Origin of the sequence: Bordetella trematum, assembly GCF_900078335.1 — a bacterium.
GTDB lineage: Bacteria > Pseudomonadota > Gammaproteobacteria > Burkholderiales > Burkholderiaceae_B > Bordetella > Bordetella trematum.
The window spans coordinates 325,822-341,118 of the sequence record NZ_FKBR01000011.1 but is presented as its reverse complement, the minus strand read 5'-3'; the positions used below and the strand labels follow the sequence as shown (position 1 = coordinate 341,118).

Below are 15,297 nucleotides of genomic sequence, written 5' to 3'. Positions count from 1 at the left end.
GGCGGTCGACCCGCCCTTAACTAGCGCGGATGATAAGAGGGGAGATTCGCGACATGCAAGTCGGCAGTACTCGACAGGTGGGTTCGGAACTCCACTCATGGCGGCTTTTTCTGGGTCGCGCCACCCTTTGGCTGGCCGTTTTGCTGCTGGGCAGCGGGGTGGTCTGCTGGGTGGCGGCCAACTGGCCCGGCCTGGCGGTTTCCTCTCGTTTCGCCCTGGCCCAAGGGGTGCTGGCCGTCACGGTACTGGTCGGCATCTGGCTGGCATTGCGCCTGCGCGCCGCGCCGGCACAGCGTTTGCAGGCCAGCGGCGCCGTCCTGACGCTGGCCGGCGGGCTCCTGGGAGCGCTGCTGGCTCTGCTGGGCCAGACCTATCAGACAGGGGCCGATACCTGGCAGCTGTTCGCCTGGTGGGCGGTGCTGATGCTGCCCTGGGCCTTGATGGCCGCCAGCCAGCCCTTGTGGATATTGTGGTGCCTGGTCTTCAACCTGGCCTTGGGTCTGTGGGTGGGTGAGCACTTACTATCATGGTGGATGACAGGCTACAGCATGGCGTATCCGGCGTTGGTGATGGCTTTCGCCAATCTGGTGCTGCTGGGTGTCTGGGAAGCGGTGTTGCGGATTGGCCACGGTGCGACCCGGGCCGGTCCCCGCCTGCTGGCGCTGATGGCGCTGGGGTGCCTGATCACGCCCCTGGCTTTCGGCGATCTGTTCTCGGGCGGCCTGGACCAGACCCTGCTGCTGGCCTGGGTCGCCGTCACTGTGGGCATGGGGCTGTTCTATCAGCGCGCCCGGCGTGATCTCGTCATCCTGGCCATGCTTGCCGCCGGGGTGATCTGCGTCTCGATGCGGCTGGTGGGCCAGTGGCTGCTCGAATTGGAGCCGGGGGCCTGGGCTGCCCTGCCCCTGGCGGCGTTGCTGATGGCTGAAGCCGTCTGGGCTGCACGCTGGTTGCACCGTATGGCACATGCCGGCAGCGAAGCAAGCACTCACTCTGAGGCGCATCCGGAGGCGTCGGCCAGCGTCTCGCCGAGGCAGGCCGGCGACGCGCAGCCGCTGCCGGCGGGGCAGTCGCTGGCAGCCGCCCCCTGGTATGTGCAGGGCTTGCTGGGCTTGAGCGCCTGGCTGGCGACGATTCTCTTGCTGGTCTTTCTGGTGGCCTCGGGCATCGTGCGCAGCGAGTCCTCGGCCCTGGTGACCGGGATTTTCGTGGCCGCCGGCGGTGTGATCCTGTTGCGGGCCAGCGACGTGGCTTTCTGGCGCCAGTGCGGCGTAGCCATGGGGTTTGCCGGCCAGCTGCTGATGCTGTTCAGCTTTCTGAACGACACCTCGGTACTGACGGCGAGTGCCTGCGTGGTGCTGATGGCGACCGTTGTCTATGTCGGCGCGCCCGACTGGTTGCTGCGCTTTCTGAGCGCCGGGCTGATCGCCTTCGGGCTGACCGGGCTGGCTTCGTACTTCCTGATGCCGGCCCAGCGCGAGATGTTCGATTCGTGGCTGATGCATGATCTCCTGGACTCGACCTTTCTGTGGCTGCCGGTGGCGGTGCTGGGGGCCTGGGCGACGGCGCTGGCTTTCTTTGCCGAACGGCGCCTGCCGGCGCAGCGCGCGCCTGTGGCGCAGCCGTTGGCCTGGGCGTTTCTGTTTTCGGTCCAGGGCATGGTGTGGCTGGCCGGGGGCGTGGAGGCGGCCCAGTTGCCGCAGCTCTGGCGGTTGCATTCCCTGACCGCCGTATTGCACGTGGCCGGCGCCGCCCTGCCGGCCGTGGTGGCGTTCTGCCTGCTGTGGCCCCGGCGTGCCGTGCTGACGCCGGCCGTGGTCTGGGTCACGCCGCTGGCATTGCTGGGCCTGGCGATCTTCTGGCTGCCCAGCCCCGGCATCGCCTTCGCCCTGGCCTGGTTGCTGCTGGGCTTCGGTCTGGACAAGCCACGTCTGGTCATCTTCGGCATTGCGGCCGGGCTGATCTACCTGGTGCAGTATTACTACCAGCTGGAAGTGCCGCTGTTGCAGAAGGCCTTCTGGTTGCTGACGGCGGCGGCGCTGGTGTTCGCCCTGCGCATCCTGGTGTGGCTGCTGCCCCACCTGACGCACACGGCCGGCCAGCCGGCCGGGCCGCGCGCGCCGGCCGCGCCCGTGGTGCGTCAGCGCATGGCGGTGGTGCTGGGCGGGCTGGTGCTGGTGCTGGGCGTGTGCAACGTCACGATCTATCAGCGCGAGCAGGTGCTGGCGCAAGGCGAGGTGATGATCCTGGAGCTGGCGCCGGTCGATCCGCGCTCGCTGATGCAGGGCGACTACATGGCCCTGCGGTTCGGTGCGGCCAATTTCGTGGCCGAGCAGCGCGACTCGCAACGCGGCGACGCCGCGCTCGATGGTTATCTGGTGCTCGCCAAGGATGCCGAGGGCGTGGCGCGCCCCCTGCGCCTGCAGGCCGAGCCGACGCCGCTGGCTCCCGGCGAGCAGGCCCTGCGCTACCGGGTGCGCCAGGACGGCGTGCGCCTGATTACCAATGCCTATTTCTTCCCGGAGGGCCAGGGGGAGCATTTCGCCCGCGCCCGTTACGGCGAAATCCGGCTGGATGGTCAGGGCACCGGCCTGCTGGCCCGCATGCTGGATGCGCAGCGCCAGCCGCTATAGCGGATGGGCCCGTGCCCATATCCCGGTGGCGGCCGTCAGGAAGGCGTCGACCTGCGTCTGCGGCAGGTCGGCAAACCCCAATGCCCGCCAGGCGGCCTGCAAGGCCGCCAGCGGCCGCTGGGTGTCCAGGGGTGGGGCATGGTTCTGCTTGGACAGTTTCAGGCCCGTACGGGGGTCTGTGACCAGCGGCACGTGCATCACGCGCGGCAGGGGCAGCCCCAGGCAGCGCGCCAGCACATGTTGCCGGGCGGTCGAGCCCAGCAGATCGGCGCCGCGTACGATGTCGGTGACGCCCTGGGCGGCGTCATCGACCACCACGGCCAGCTGATAGGCCCACAGGCCATCGGCCCGGCGCAGCACGAAATCCCCCACCGCCTGGGCGACATCCTGGCTTTGCGGGCCCAGCCAGCGATCTTCGAAGGTTTCGATGCCGGCTGGCACGCGCAAGCGCCAGGCGCGCGCCGTGCGCCCCGGCGCCAGGCCATGGCGGCAAGTGCCCGGATAGGGGCGCTCGCCGTCCGGGCCGGCCGGCCCGCGCAGAGCCGAGTCGGTGATTTCACGCCGGGTGCAGCCGCAGCCGTAGACCAGGCCGGCGGCCTGCAGGGTGTGGAGTGCCTGCAGATAGGCAGCATCGCGCTGTGACTGCCACAGCACCTCGCCTTCCCAGTGCAAGCCCAGTGACTGGAGCTGCTGCATGATCACGCGATCGGCGCCCGGTACGGCGCGCGGCTTGTCCACGTCTTCGATGCGCAGCAGCCAGCGCCCGCCGTGCGCGCGCGCATCCAGCCAGCTGGCCAATGCCGCCACCAGCGAGCCGGCATGCAGCGGCCCGCTGGGGCTGGGAGCGAATCGACCGATGTAATTCACGGGAGGCGGAGCGCGGCCAACGGCCGCCTCGCGGGGGCCGTTGGCCGCTTGGGATCAGTGCAGACGGCGGGATTCTTCGTCGTCGAGCAGTTCTTCGAGAACCAGATTGTCGATCTCGGCCTCCTGGCTCCAGAGCACCATGAGGGCGACGATCTTGATCTTGGACAGCGATACCGGCGCTTCGGGCGAGGCCAGGGCGCGATCGATCACGATCTCGCGCAACGGCGCAGGCAGCACGCCGGCGGATTCGAGAAAGGTGATGAAGCCGATGGATTCGGTGCCCAGTTGCTGGTATTCGGCGTCGGTATAGGCGCGGAACCCGGAGGCGGGGGATTGGGCAAGCTCGACGCAGCGCTCGGTGGTTTCGGCCAGGCCGTACAACCAACCCAGTGCATCGTCGATGTCTTCGTTTTCGAATCCCGCAGCGGCAAGCCGCTTGGCCAGGACATCGGCAGCGGGACAGGCTTGCGGCGTGTAGTAGTTTTCGAACAGATAAACCAGGATATCGAACATATGGCGCAATAGTTGCCAGTGAGCCCAGTCTGCCCGTAAATCGGCAGCCCAGCAAACCTGATTTTACTGTACGCGGAACAGTGCCTTTGAGCAACCTTGGACATCGTGGGGCCTTAGGCAAGAAAAAGCCCCCGCGCAGGGCGCGGGGGCGGATACGGCAACGCGGGTGATCAGGCCGCGCGTGGCGCGACGGGGCCGCCCCGTTTCTGCCACTGATGGATGAAGGCCGGAATGCAGATGGCCAGGCCGATCAGGCCGCTGGTGGCCCCGGGCACGATGGCCAGCAGCGCGCCGATCAGGAACAGCCAGCGTTCCCAGCCCTGCATGTTGGTCAGGAAATAGCGCGAGAATGCGGCCGACAGCAGCACCAGGCCCACCATGCAGCCGATCATCGTCACCCAGAAGTCCTGCCAGGTGAAGCCCTGCACCGAAATCAGCAGCGCCGGCGAGAAGACGAACACGAACGGCACGATCAGCTTGGTGATGCCCAGCCGGAAGGCCGTCAGGCTGGTCTTGAGCGGATCGCTGCCGGCCATGCCGGCAGCCGCATAGGCGGCCAGCGCCACCGGTGGCGTGATGTCGGCCAGGATGCCGAAATAGAACACGAAGAAGTGCGCCGCGATCGGCTCCACGCCCAGCTGCACCAGGGTCGGTGCGGCCACGGCCACCATGATCAGGTAGTTGGCGGTGGTGGGGACGCCGCAGCCCATCAGCACGCACACCAGGCCGGTCATGATGAGCGCTGCGACCAGGGTCAGCGCCTGCGGGTTGGCCAGCATGTCGGGCAGCAGGCTGCTCACGCTGCCGGCGACCGACTGGGCGGCCGAGATCACGATGTACGAGATCTTGAAGCCGACGCCGGTCAGCGTCACCACGCCGATCACCAGGCCCACGGTGCCGGCTGCCGCGCCCACTGCCAGGGCGTACTTGGCGCCAGTTTCGAAGGCATCGTACAGATCGCGCCAATGCAGGCGCTGGAAGGGGTTGAGCAGGCCCACCACGATGCAGCCCGTGATGCCGGCGAAGGCCGCCAGGTAGGGCGTGCGGCCGCTGGCCAGCACGGCGATCAGCATCACCAGCGGGATCAGCGTGGGCCAGCGTTTCTTGAACGAGGCCTTGAGCTTGGGCATTTCCTCCTCGGTCAGCCCGCGCAGGCCTTCGCGCTTGGCCTCGAAGTGCACCTGCATGAACATGCCGAAGAAATACAGCAGGGCCGGAGCGATGCCGGCAATGGCGATCTGCTGGTAGGGGATGCCGAGGAACTCGATCATCAGGAAGGCCGCCGCGCCCATGATGGGAGGGGTGATCTGACCACCGGTGCTGGAGGCGGCCTCCACGCCGGCCGCGAAGTGCCTCGGGTAGCCGACACGGATCATGGCCGGAATCGTGAGCGAGCCCACCGTGACGGCGTTGGCGACCGACGAGCCGGACAGCATGCCGAACATGGCCGACCCGAACACCGACACCTTGGCCGGACCGCCGGCATAGCGTCCGGCGATGCTCGAGGCCACGTCCAGGAACAACTGGCCCAGGCCGATGCGGGTGGCCAGCACGCCGAACAGCACGAAGTGGAACACATAGGTCGCCACCACGCCCACCGCCACGCCGTAGACGCCCTGGCTGGTCAGGTACATGTGGTTGACGATCTGCGACCACGAACTGCCGGCGTGCTTGAGCAGGCCCGGGAAGTACTGCCCGAAGGCCGCATAGGCGAGGAATACCAGCGCGATCACCGGCAGCGGCCAGCCCATCGCCCGGCGCGTGCCTTCCAGCAGGCCGACGATGAGGATGGTGCCCATGGCCACGTCCATCGGCATGGGGTCGCCGACCCGGTAGGCCAGGTCGTCGAAAATATAGGGGATGTACAGCACGCTGACGGCCAGCACGATGGCAATGAGCCAGTCGTACAGCGGCACGCCGCCCGGAGAGAGCCAGGTGGACTTCGGTTCGCGGCGGTAGTGCGCCTTGCTGAAACCGAACACCAGGAAAATCAGGCTCAGCACGAAAGCCAGGTGCACGCCCCGATGGGTCGACTCTCGCAGCAGGCCGAAGCCGGCGGTGTAGTAATGGAAGATCGACAGCGTCACCAGCAGGAAAGACACCACCGCAGTGGCGGTTCTGTCCAGCGGTCGGAAGCGGATCTCGGCATCGTAACGCTCAGCCAATTGCTGGGTTTTATCGTGGTCTATTTGCATCGCCGGTACTCGAAGGCGGGGGTCGCCCGCCGGATAAATACAGGGCCACGGCACGCTGTGGGCATGCCGTGGCCTTTCCTTGGCGCCCTGTTTTGCAGGCGTTTACTTCAGCAGACCGTTTTCTTTGTAGTACTTCTCGGCGCCCGGGTGGAATGGGATGCCGGCGCCCTTAACGGCGTTTTCCTTGGTGATCAGCTTGCCCTTGGTGTGGCCGGCGGCCAATGCCTTCTGGGTGGGTTCGCTGTACATGCCCTTGACGACTTCGTAGATGACTTCATCGGGCAGTTTGGCCGAGGTCACCAGTTGGGCGTTGACCGAGATGGTCGGCACTTCGCCCACGCCCTGGTAGGTGTTGGCCGGGATCAGGTCGGTGGTGAAGAACTGCTGTTCGCCGCGCAGCTTGTCGATCTCGGGGCCGACCAGCGGCACGATCTCGATGCCTGCGCCGCTGGAGGCCAGCTCGGCAATGGCGCCAGCCGGCGCGCCGCCCACGAAGAAGAAAGCGTCCAGGCCGCCGTCCTTGATCTTTTCGCCGGCCTGGTTGGGCTTGAGGTATTCGGCCTTGATGTCCTTGTCGGTCATGCCATAGGCGCCCAGGATCATGCGCACGTCGACCAGGGTGCCCGAGCCGGGTTCGTCCATGGACACGCGCTTGCCGCGCAGATCGGCCACCGATTTGATGCCGGCGCCCTTGCGCGCCACCAGGTGGATGCTTTCCGGATAGAGCGTGGCGATCAGGCGCAGGTCTTCGATCTTGGGCTTGCCTTCGAAGGTGCCCGTGCCGTTGTGGGCCCAGTAGGCCACGTCGGATTGCGTGAAACCGGCTTCGAACGAGCCGCCCTTGATGCCATTGATGTTCGCCACCGAACCATTGGAGGCGGCGGCCGTGGCGATCAGCTTGCCCGGCTGCGAGACGTTGTTGGCGATCATGCCGCCGATGGGGTAGTAGGTGCCAGCGGTGCCGCCGGTGCCGATGCGGAAGAATTGCTGGGCGTTGGCCGAGGTGGCGGCGCCGGCCACGGCAACCGCCAGGGTGAGGGTCTTGATCCAGGTTTTGAGGGACATGACTGCTTCTCCGTGTCAGAAAGGGCGTTCGGTAGGACGACCTCTTAGAATATAAAGTGTGTCATGCGGGGATTGCTTCGCCAATCTCCCCGGGGGTATGGTTTACCTGGGGGGCATGCTGCCCCAAGGTTATGACTGCCCTTGTTTTGGTTATGGATCGGGCCGATCCTCGGAGCCTACGCTGGTGACCACACGTCAATCCCACCTTTCGAACAGCCTGACCCTGCCCGAGCCTGCTCAGCCCGGGCAGCCGCTGGCGCAGGTCGACACGCCCAGCCTGGTGCTGGATCTGGATGTCTTCGAGGCCAATCTGGCCGCCATGCAGCACTGGGCCGATCGTCATGGCGTGGCCCTGCGCCCGCATGCCAAGGCCCACAAATGTCCCGAAGTGGCGCGTCGCCAGATCGCGCTGGGGGCTCGTGGCATCTGCTGCCAGAAGGTCAGCGAGGCGCTGCCCTTCCTGGAGGCGGGCATCCGCGACATCCACATCAGCAACGAGGTGGTCGGGCCGGCCAAGCTGGCCTTGCTGGCGCAGATCGCCGCCCAGGCCGATGTCAGCGTGTGCGTCGACAACATGGACAACCTGCAGGCGCTGGCCGCTGCCATGGCGCAGGCCGGCGCGCGCATCACGGTGCTGGTCGAGGTGGACGTCGGCCAGGGTCGTTGCGGCGTGACCGACGACCATGACGTGCTGGCCCTGGCGCGCGCGGCCGAGGCCGCGCAGGGCCTGCGCTTCGGTGGGCTGCAGGCCTATCACGGCACCGTGCAGCATATCCGCGATCATGCCGAACGCGCGGCGCGCAGCGCCCAGGCGGCGGCACGCGCGGCCGGCTATGCTTCCCTGCTGCGCGCCCATGGCATCACCTGCGAGCGCATCACCGGCAGTGGCACCGGCAGCGCCGAATTCGACGCCCCCAGCGGCGTCTACACCGAGTTGCAGCCCGGCTCGTATGCCTTCATGGATGGGGATTACGGCGCCAATGAGTGGTCGGGCCAGCAGGTGTTCGGCAACAGCCTGTTCCTGCTCTCGACCGTCATGAGCTGCCCGGCCCCCGGGCGTGCGGTGCTGGATGCGGGCCTGAAGTCCACCACGGTCGAATGCGGCCCGCCGCGGCTGCATGGCCGCCCCGGCCTGACCTACCTGGCCGCCAACGACGAGCACGGCATTGTCTCGGTCGAAGCGCAGGCCGAGGCGCCTGCTCTGGGCGAGGTCCTGGCGCTGGTGGTCTCGCACGTGGATCCCACCTTCAACCTGCATGACACGCTGGTGACCTACCGCGATGGCGTGGTCGCCGAGCTCTGGCCCATCGCCGCGCGCGGCCTGAGCCGCTGATTGCCCTGCCCCCTGGAGGCCGCAGCGGCTGCCGCTGCGGCGTCTGCGCCACGTTCGGCCGCGCAAGCTGCGGATTCCGGGTGGGGAGGTGCTAAATTCATTGTTTCCTAATCCCTTCTTTTTTTCCCACCTGTTTATTTTTGCGGAACCGCCATGGAATTCAGCCAGTTCAGTGTCAACACCCTCATGGAGATCACCTCCCGTCCGGACCTCGTGTTCGTGCGCGGCCAGGGATCCTGGCTGGAGGATCACGCGGGTAAGCGATACCTGGATTTCATCCAGGGCTGGGCGGTCAATGCGCTGGGCCACAGCGCTCCGGAAATGCAGCGCGCCATCATCGAGCAGTCCTCGCAGCTGATGAATCCGTCGCCGGCCTTCTACAACGTGCCCTCGCTGCAGCTGGCCAAGCGCCTGACGCAGGCGTCGATCTTCGATCGCGTGTTCTTTGCCAACAGCGGCGCCGAGGCCAACGAAGGCGCCATCAAGCTGGCGCGCAAGTGGGGCCGCGTGCATCGCAACGGCGCCTACAAGATCATCACCATGAACCACAGCTTCCATGGCCGCACGCTGGCGACCATGTCGGCATCGGGCAAGGCGGGCTGGGACACCATGTTCGCGCCCCAGGTCGATGGTTTCCCCAAGGCGACCCTGAACGACCTGGAATCGGTGCGTGCCCTGATCGACGCCCAGACCGTGGCCATCATGCTGGAGCCGGTCCAGGGCGAGGGCGGCGTGCTGCCGGCCACGCAGGAATTCATGCAGGGTCTGCGCGCGCTGGCCGACGAACATGGCCTGCTGCTAATCGTCGATGAGGTGCAGACCGGCATGGGCCGCACCGGCACCATGTTCGCCTACCAGCAGTTCGGTGTCGAACCCGACATCATGACGCTGGGCAAGGGGATCGGCGGTGGCGTGCCGCTGGCGGCCCTGATGGCGCGCGAGTCCGCCAGCGTCTTCTCGCATGGCGAGCAAGGCGGCACCTACAACGGCAACCCGCTGTGCACGGCGGTCGGCGTGGCGGTGTTCGATGTGCTGGCCGGCGATGGCTTCATGGCCTCGGTGAACCAGCGCGCCCAGCAACTGTCCGAAGGCCTGCAGATGCTGGCCGACAAATACGGTCTGCCGGGCGAGCGCGGCATGGGGCTGCTGCGTGCGCTGTGCCTGGATGGCGACTATGGTCCCGCGCTGGTCGAGGCCGCCCGTGTCCAGGAGCCCAACGGCCTGCTGCTGAACGCGCCGCGTCCCAACCTGCTGCGTTTCATGCCGGCGCTGAACGTGAGCGAAGCCGATACGCAGACCATGCTGGAGCAGCTCGATGCGCTGATCCAGCAAGTGCGCGACTGAACCCTTTCGCCGCTGCCCTGATGCACAACAGCCGCCTGCTGGCGGCTGTTGTCTTTTCTGCCACTGTTTAACGGAGATTGCATGTCCACGCCCGAAGCCTTTCGTCCCGGGGTCTACCGCCATTACAAAGGCCAGCACTATCTCGCGCTGGGCCTGGCCCGCGCCGATGAAACCGATGAGGTGGTGGTGGTCTATGTGCGGCTGTATCCGCGCGACGGCCTGCCCATGAATACCCGCTTGCTGCGGATCTGGAATGAGACGGTACAGACGCCGCACGGACCGCAGCCCCGCTTCGCCTATGTGGGGCCGGCCAGCCCGGCGGCCTGACCGGGCGGCCCGGCATGTGCCGGGCCGTGGACCGGATCAGGCCGACTCGTTCTCACCGAGCGCGATCAGCGCCACGCCCTCGGCGACCTGATCGCCCACGGCGTAGCGCAGTTCGGCGACCACGCCAGCCGACGGGGCGGTGATGGTGTGTTCCATCTTCATGGCTTCCATGACCAGCAGGGCCTGGCCTTTCTCGACGGCCTGGCCCACGGCCACAGCGATCGAGATGATCTTGCCTGGCATGGGGGCGGTCAGCCCGCCGCCATGGCCTTCGTGGCTTTCCCCGGCATGGGTGTCCAGGCGCTCCAGCACGGTGGCTGCGCCGTCCTGCAGCACATGGGCGCGATCACCCTGCAGCACCACGGTGCCGCGCACATCGCGTCCGTCGATCACCAGGCGCAGCTCCCAGGCCTGGGCGCCGGCCGCGCCGGGACCGGCCTGCCAGGCCAGCGTGACGCGGGTGTCATCGAGCTGCAAGGCCCAGCCTTGCGCATCGCGTGCTAGCGTGACTTCGCGACGTGTTTCCTGGTCTTGCCAGGGCAGCATGCGGTGATAACGTCCGCCCAGTCGCCAGCCATCGCAGGCTGACCAGGGATCGGCCTGATGGCCGGCGCCGCGCTGGGTGTCGCGCGTGAGCCCTTGTTGCGCGAGCACCGCCACGCTGGCCAAGGCCAGCGTCTGCAGGCTGGCGGCAGGCGGCGGCGGCAGCAGCGTGGCACGCTGGCGTTCGATCAGGCCGGTGTCCAGGTCGGCGCTGGCGAAGGCCGTGTCATTCATCAGCCGGGTGAGGAAGGCGACGTTGGTCTGCACGCCCACGGCCTGGGTCTGGGCCAGCGCCTGCACCATGCGCGCGCGCGCCTGTTCGCGATCGGCGCCGCGCACGATGAGCTTGGCGATCATCGGGTCATAGAACGGCGTGATGGTGTCGCCCATGCGCACGCCGCCGTCGACCCGGATGTCGCCGTTGGCGAAGGCCGTGTGCGGCGGCAGCGCCAGGTAGGCCAGCGTGCCGATGGAAGGCAGAAAGCCCTTGTCGGGGTTCTCGGCATAGATGCGTGCTTCGATGGCATGGCCATCGAGGCGCAGTGCCTCCTGTGTCAGCGGCAGGCGCTCGCCGGCGGCCACGCGCAACTGCCACTCGACCAGATCCAGGCCGGTGATCATTTCGGTGACCGGATGCTCGACCTGCAGCCGGGTGTTCATTTCCATGAAGTAGAAGCGGCCGTCGGGTTCGGCAATGAACTCGACCGTGCCGGCGCCGACATAGCCGACGGCGCGGGCGGCGGCCACCGCCGCCTCGCCCATGGCCTGGCGGCGCTCGGGCGTCATGCCGGGCGCGGGGGCTTCCTCGATGACCTTCTGGTGGCGGCGCTGCACCGAGCAGTCGCGTTCGAACAGGTAGACGCACTGACCGTGGCTGTCGGCGAAGACCTGGATCTCGATGTGGCGCGGTTTCTGCAGATAGCGCTCGATCAGTACGCGGTCATCGCCGAAGCTGGCGCTGGCCTCGCGCTGGCAGGAGGCCAGCGCATCCAGGAACTCGGCGCTGGAGGCCACCACGCGCATGCCCTTGCCGCCGCCGCCGGCGCTGGCCTTGATCAGCACCGGATAGCCGATCTTGTCGGCCTCGGCATGCAGGAAGGCCGGCTCCTGGCGCTCGCCGTGATAGCCCGGCACCAGCGGCACGCCGGCCTGCTCCATGAGGGCCTTGGCGGCCGATTTGCTGCCCATGGCGGCGATCGCAGAGGCCGGCGGGCCGACAAAGACGATGCCGGCCTGGGCAGCCGCCTGGGCAAACCCTTCGTTTTCCGACAGGAAGCCGTAGCCGGGATGGATGGCTTGCGCGCCGGTGGCGCGGGCGGCCTGCAGGATGGCATCGGCGCGCAGGTAGCTGGCGCGCGGCTCGGGCCCGCCGATATGCACCGCCGTGTCGCAGGCAGCGACATGGCGGGCGTCGGCGTCGGCGTCGGAATACACCGCGACCGTGCGCATGCCGAGACGGCGGGCGGTGGCGGCGACGCGGCAGGCGATCTCGCCGCGGTTGGCAATCAGAAGCGTGGTGAACACGGACGGCTCCTTGGGCGCGGCTGGGCTTACATGCGGAACACGCCGAAACGCGTGTCCTCGATGGGGGCGTTCAGGGCGGCCGACAGGGCCAGCCCGAGGACGCGGCGTGTATCGGCCGGCGCGATGATGCCGTCGTCCCACAGACGCGCGGTGGCGTAATAGGGATGACCTTCGCGCTCGTACTGGTCGCGGATGGGGGCCTTGAAGGCTTCTTCCTCGTCGGCGCTCCAGGGTTGGCCGCGGGCCTGCAGGCCGTCGCGCTTGACCGTGGCCAGCACGCTGGCGGCCTGCTCGCCGCCCATCACGGAGATGCGGGCGTTGGGCCACATGAACATCAGGCGCGGCGAGTAGGCGCGCCCGCACATGCCGTAGTTGCCGGCGCCGAACGAGCCGCCGATCAGCACGGTGAACTTGGGCACATTGGCTGTGGCCACGGCCGTCACCATCTTGGCGCCGTGGCGCGCGATGCCTTCGTTCTCGTACTTGCGGCCCACCATGAAGCCGGTGATGTTCTGCAGGAACACCAGCGGGATCTTGCGCTGGGCGCACAGCTCGATGAAGTGCGCGCCCTTCTGGGCGGACTCGGAAAACAGGATGCCGTTATTGGCCACGATGCCCACCGGCATGCCGTGGATGTGAGCAAAGCCGGTGACCAGCGTGGTGCCGTAGCGGGCCTTGAATTCGTCGAACTCCGAGCCGTCGACGATGCGCGCGATGACCTCGCGCACGTCGAAGGGCTTGCGCGTGTCGGCCGGGATGATGCCGTTGAGCTCGGCCGGGTCGTAGCGCGGCTCGCGCGGCTCGGCCAGCGCCAGCGGCTGGGGTTTCTTGCGGTTCAGGCGCGCCACGGCATTGCGCGCCAGCTGCAGCGCATGCCGGTCGTCGGCAGCCAGATGGTCGGCCACGCCCGACAGCCGTGTGTGCACATCGCCGCCGCCGAGGTCTTCGGCGCTGACCTCTTCGCCGGTGGCGGCCTTCACCAGTGGCGGGCCGCCCAGGAAGATGGTGCCCTGGTTCTTGACGATGATGGACTCGTCGCTCATGGCTGGCACATAGGCGCCGCCGGCCGTGCAGGAACCCATCACCACGGCGATCTGCGCGATGCCGCGCGAGGACATCACCGCCTGGTTGTAGAAGATGCGGCCGAAGTGATCGCGATCGGGGAAGACCTCGTCCTGGCGCGGCAGGTTGGCGCCGCCGGAGTCGACCAGATAAATGCAGGGCAGATGGTTCTGCTCGGCGATTTCCTGGGCGCGCAGGTGTTTCTTGACCGTCAGCGGATAGTAGGTGCCGCCCTTGACGGTGGCGTCATTGCAGACGATGACGCATTCGGTGCCGGCCACGCGGCCGATGCCGGTGATGATGCCGGCCGCCGGCGCTTCGCCATCGTACATGCCATGGGCCGCCATCGGCGACAGTTCCAGGAAGGGGCTGCCCGGATCGATGAGCTGTTCGACGCGCTCGCGCGGCAGCAATTTGCCGCGCGCCACATGCTTGGCGCGGGCGGCCTCGTTGCCGCCCTGGGCGGTTTCGGTCAGTTGGCGGTCGAGGTCGTCGAGCACCGTCTGCATGGCGCGGGCGTTCTCGGCGAAATCGGCGCCGCGCGTATCGATGCGGGATTCGATGATGGGCATGGCCGTCCTGGCAGGTTTGCAATGACTGGCGCGCCGCAGGCGCGGGCGCCGGGAATGGGGCGGGCCTGGCGGCCCGGATGGCAGCCCCGGGCCGCCAGGCCCGGGGCGCTGCCGCTTACAGCATTTCGATGGCCATGGCCACGGCTTCGCCGCCGCCGATGCACAGCGTGGCGACGCCCTTCTTGCCGCCCTGCTGGCGCAGCGCGCCGATCAGGGTGGTGACCAGCCGGGCGCCCGAGGCGCCGATGGGGTGGCCCAGGGCGGTGGCGCCGCCATGCACGTTGACCTTGTCGCGCGGCAGATCGAAGTCCTTCATGGCGGCCATGGTGACCACGGCAAAGGCTTCGTTGATTTCGTACAGGTCCACGTCGCTGGCCTTCCAGCCCGTCTTGGCGAACAGGTTCTTGAGCGCGCCGACCGGTGCGGTGGTGAACCATGCCGGCTCTTGCGAATGCTGGGCATGGGCCACGATGCGGGCCAGCGGCTTGAGGCCGAGCTTCTCGGCGGTGGAGGCGCGCATCATCACCATGGCGGCCGCGCCGTCGGAGATCGACGAGGCGTTGGCGGCGGTGACGGTGCCATCCTTCTTGAAGGCGGGCTTGAGCGTGGGGATCTTCTCCGGCATGGCCTTGAGGGGGGCTTCGTCAGTGTCGATCACGGTGTCGCCCTTGCGCCCGGCGACCGTCACGGGGGTGATTTCCCACTTGAAGCTGCCGTCTTCGATGGCGGCGCGGGCGCGGCGCAGCGACTCCAGCGCATAGGCGTCCTGGTCTTCGCGGCTGAAGGCGTATTTCTCGGCGCAGTCTTCGGCGAACACGCCCATGGCCGTGCCGCGGGCATACGCGTCTTCCAGGCCGTCCAGGGCCATGTGGTCATAAACGGTGTTGTGGCCGTAGCGATAGCCCTGGCGACCCTTGAGCAGCAGGTAGGGGGCGTTGCTCATGCTTTCCTGGCCCCCGGCGACAACCACGTCGGTGGTGCCGGCGGCGAGCATGTCGTGGCCGAACATGGCGGCCTTCAGGCCCGAGCCGCAGACCTTGTGGATGGTCGTGCAGCTCACGCCCAGCGGCAGGCCGGCGCCCAGCGCTGCCTGGCGCGCCGGGGCCTGGCCCTGGCCAGCCTGCAGCACGTTGCCCATGATGACTTCATTGACCTGCTCGGGCTTGATGCCGGCGCGCTCGACGGCAGCCTTGATGGCGATGGCGCCCAGCTCGTGGGCGGCCAGGCCGGACAGGCTGCCCAGCATGCCACCCATGGGCGTGCGGGCAACGGAAACGATGACGATAGGATCGGACATGAGTAGCTCCTTGATGTCGGGA

General features: G+C 67.6%; 11 protein-coding genes. 4 read left to right on the top strand and 7 right to left on the bottom strand.

Annotated elements, in window-relative coordinates; translation table 11 throughout:
* Positions 1-53: 53 nt before the first annotated feature.
* On the top strand, positions 54-2,633 hold the full coding sequence (locus tag A7V84_RS05750; protein ID WP_025514932.1) for a GDYXXLXY domain-containing protein: 2,580 nt from the start codon (positions 54-56) through the stop codon (positions 2,631-2,633).
* Here the strand turns inward: A7V84_RS05750 and gluQRS are convergent.
* The 4 genes from gluQRS to A7V84_RS05730 all read right to left on the bottom strand — a co-directional run bounded on the left by gluQRS (position 2,628) and on the right by A7V84_RS05730 (position 7,273).
* Complete coding sequence (gene gluQRS, locus A7V84_RS05745; RefSeq protein WP_063491679.1) at positions 2,628-3,500, bottom strand: tRNA glutamyl-Q(34) synthetase GluQRS; 873 nt, start codon at positions 3,498-3,500, stop codon at positions 2,628-2,630. The two genes, A7V84_RS05750 and gluQRS, sit on opposite strands and share 6 nt — an antisense overlap.
* 54 nt (positions 3,501-3,554) lie before the next feature.
* A complete protein-coding gene (locus A7V84_RS05740; protein WP_025514934.1) occupies positions 3,555-4,013 on the bottom strand; it encodes a Smg family protein in 459 nt (152 codons plus the stop codon).
* 170 nt (positions 4,014-4,183) lie between these two features.
* Positions 4,184-6,208 carry a TRAP transporter permease gene (locus A7V84_RS05735; protein ID WP_025514935.1) on the bottom strand — a complete coding sequence of 675 codons (2,025 nt, stop codon included), beginning with the start codon at positions 6,206-6,208 and terminating at the stop codon, positions 4,184-4,186.
* Between the two features lie 102 nt (positions 6,209-6,310).
* Entirely contained in the window at positions 6,311-7,273 is a 963-nt protein-coding gene (locus A7V84_RS05730; protein WP_025514936.1) for a TAXI family TRAP transporter solute-binding subunit, read from the bottom strand.
* 115 nt (positions 7,274-7,388) lie between these two features.
* On the opposite strand from A7V84_RS05730, the gene A7V84_RS05725 reads away from it, so the two are divergent.
* The 3 genes from A7V84_RS05725 to A7V84_RS05715 all read left to right on the top strand — a co-directional run bounded on the left by A7V84_RS05725 (position 7,389) and on the right by A7V84_RS05715 (position 10,277).
* Positions 7,389-8,606 (top strand): DSD1 family PLP-dependent enzyme, encoded by a 1,218-nt coding sequence (locus A7V84_RS05725; protein ID WP_081976928.1) that lies wholly within the window; start codon positions 7,389-7,391, stop codon positions 8,604-8,606.
* Positions 8,607-8,759: 153 nt separating this feature from the next.
* A complete protein-coding gene (locus A7V84_RS05720) occupies positions 8,760-9,950 on the top strand; it encodes an acetylornithine transaminase (protein ID WP_025514938.1) in 1,191 nt (396 codons plus the stop codon).
* Between the two features lie 81 nt (positions 9,951-10,031).
* On the top strand, positions 10,032-10,277 hold the full coding sequence (locus A7V84_RS05715; RefSeq protein WP_025514939.1) for a DUF1653 domain-containing protein: 246 nt from the start codon (positions 10,032-10,034) through the stop codon (positions 10,275-10,277).
* Between the two features lie 36 nt (positions 10,278-10,313).
* On the opposite strand, the gene A7V84_RS05710 is transcribed toward A7V84_RS05715, so the two are convergent.
* From A7V84_RS05710 to A7V84_RS05700, 3 genes are all read right to left on the bottom strand, one after another.
* On the bottom strand, positions 10,314-12,344 hold the full coding sequence (locus A7V84_RS05710; RefSeq protein ID WP_033534312.1) for an acetyl/propionyl/methylcrotonyl-CoA carboxylase subunit alpha: 2,031 nt from the start codon (positions 12,342-12,344) through the stop codon (positions 10,314-10,316).
* A gap of 26 nt (positions 12,345-12,370) precedes the next feature.
* Positions 12,371-13,978, bottom strand: coding sequence for a carboxyl transferase domain-containing protein (locus A7V84_RS05705; RefSeq protein WP_025514941.1), 1,608 nt, complete (start codon positions 13,976-13,978; stop codon positions 12,371-12,373).
* 115 nt (positions 13,979-14,093) lie between these two features.
* Complete coding sequence (locus A7V84_RS05700) at positions 14,094-15,275, bottom strand: acetyl-CoA C-acetyltransferase (protein ID WP_025514942.1); 1,182 nt, start codon at positions 15,273-15,275, stop codon at positions 14,094-14,096.
* Positions 15,276-15,297 lie beyond the last annotated feature (22 nt).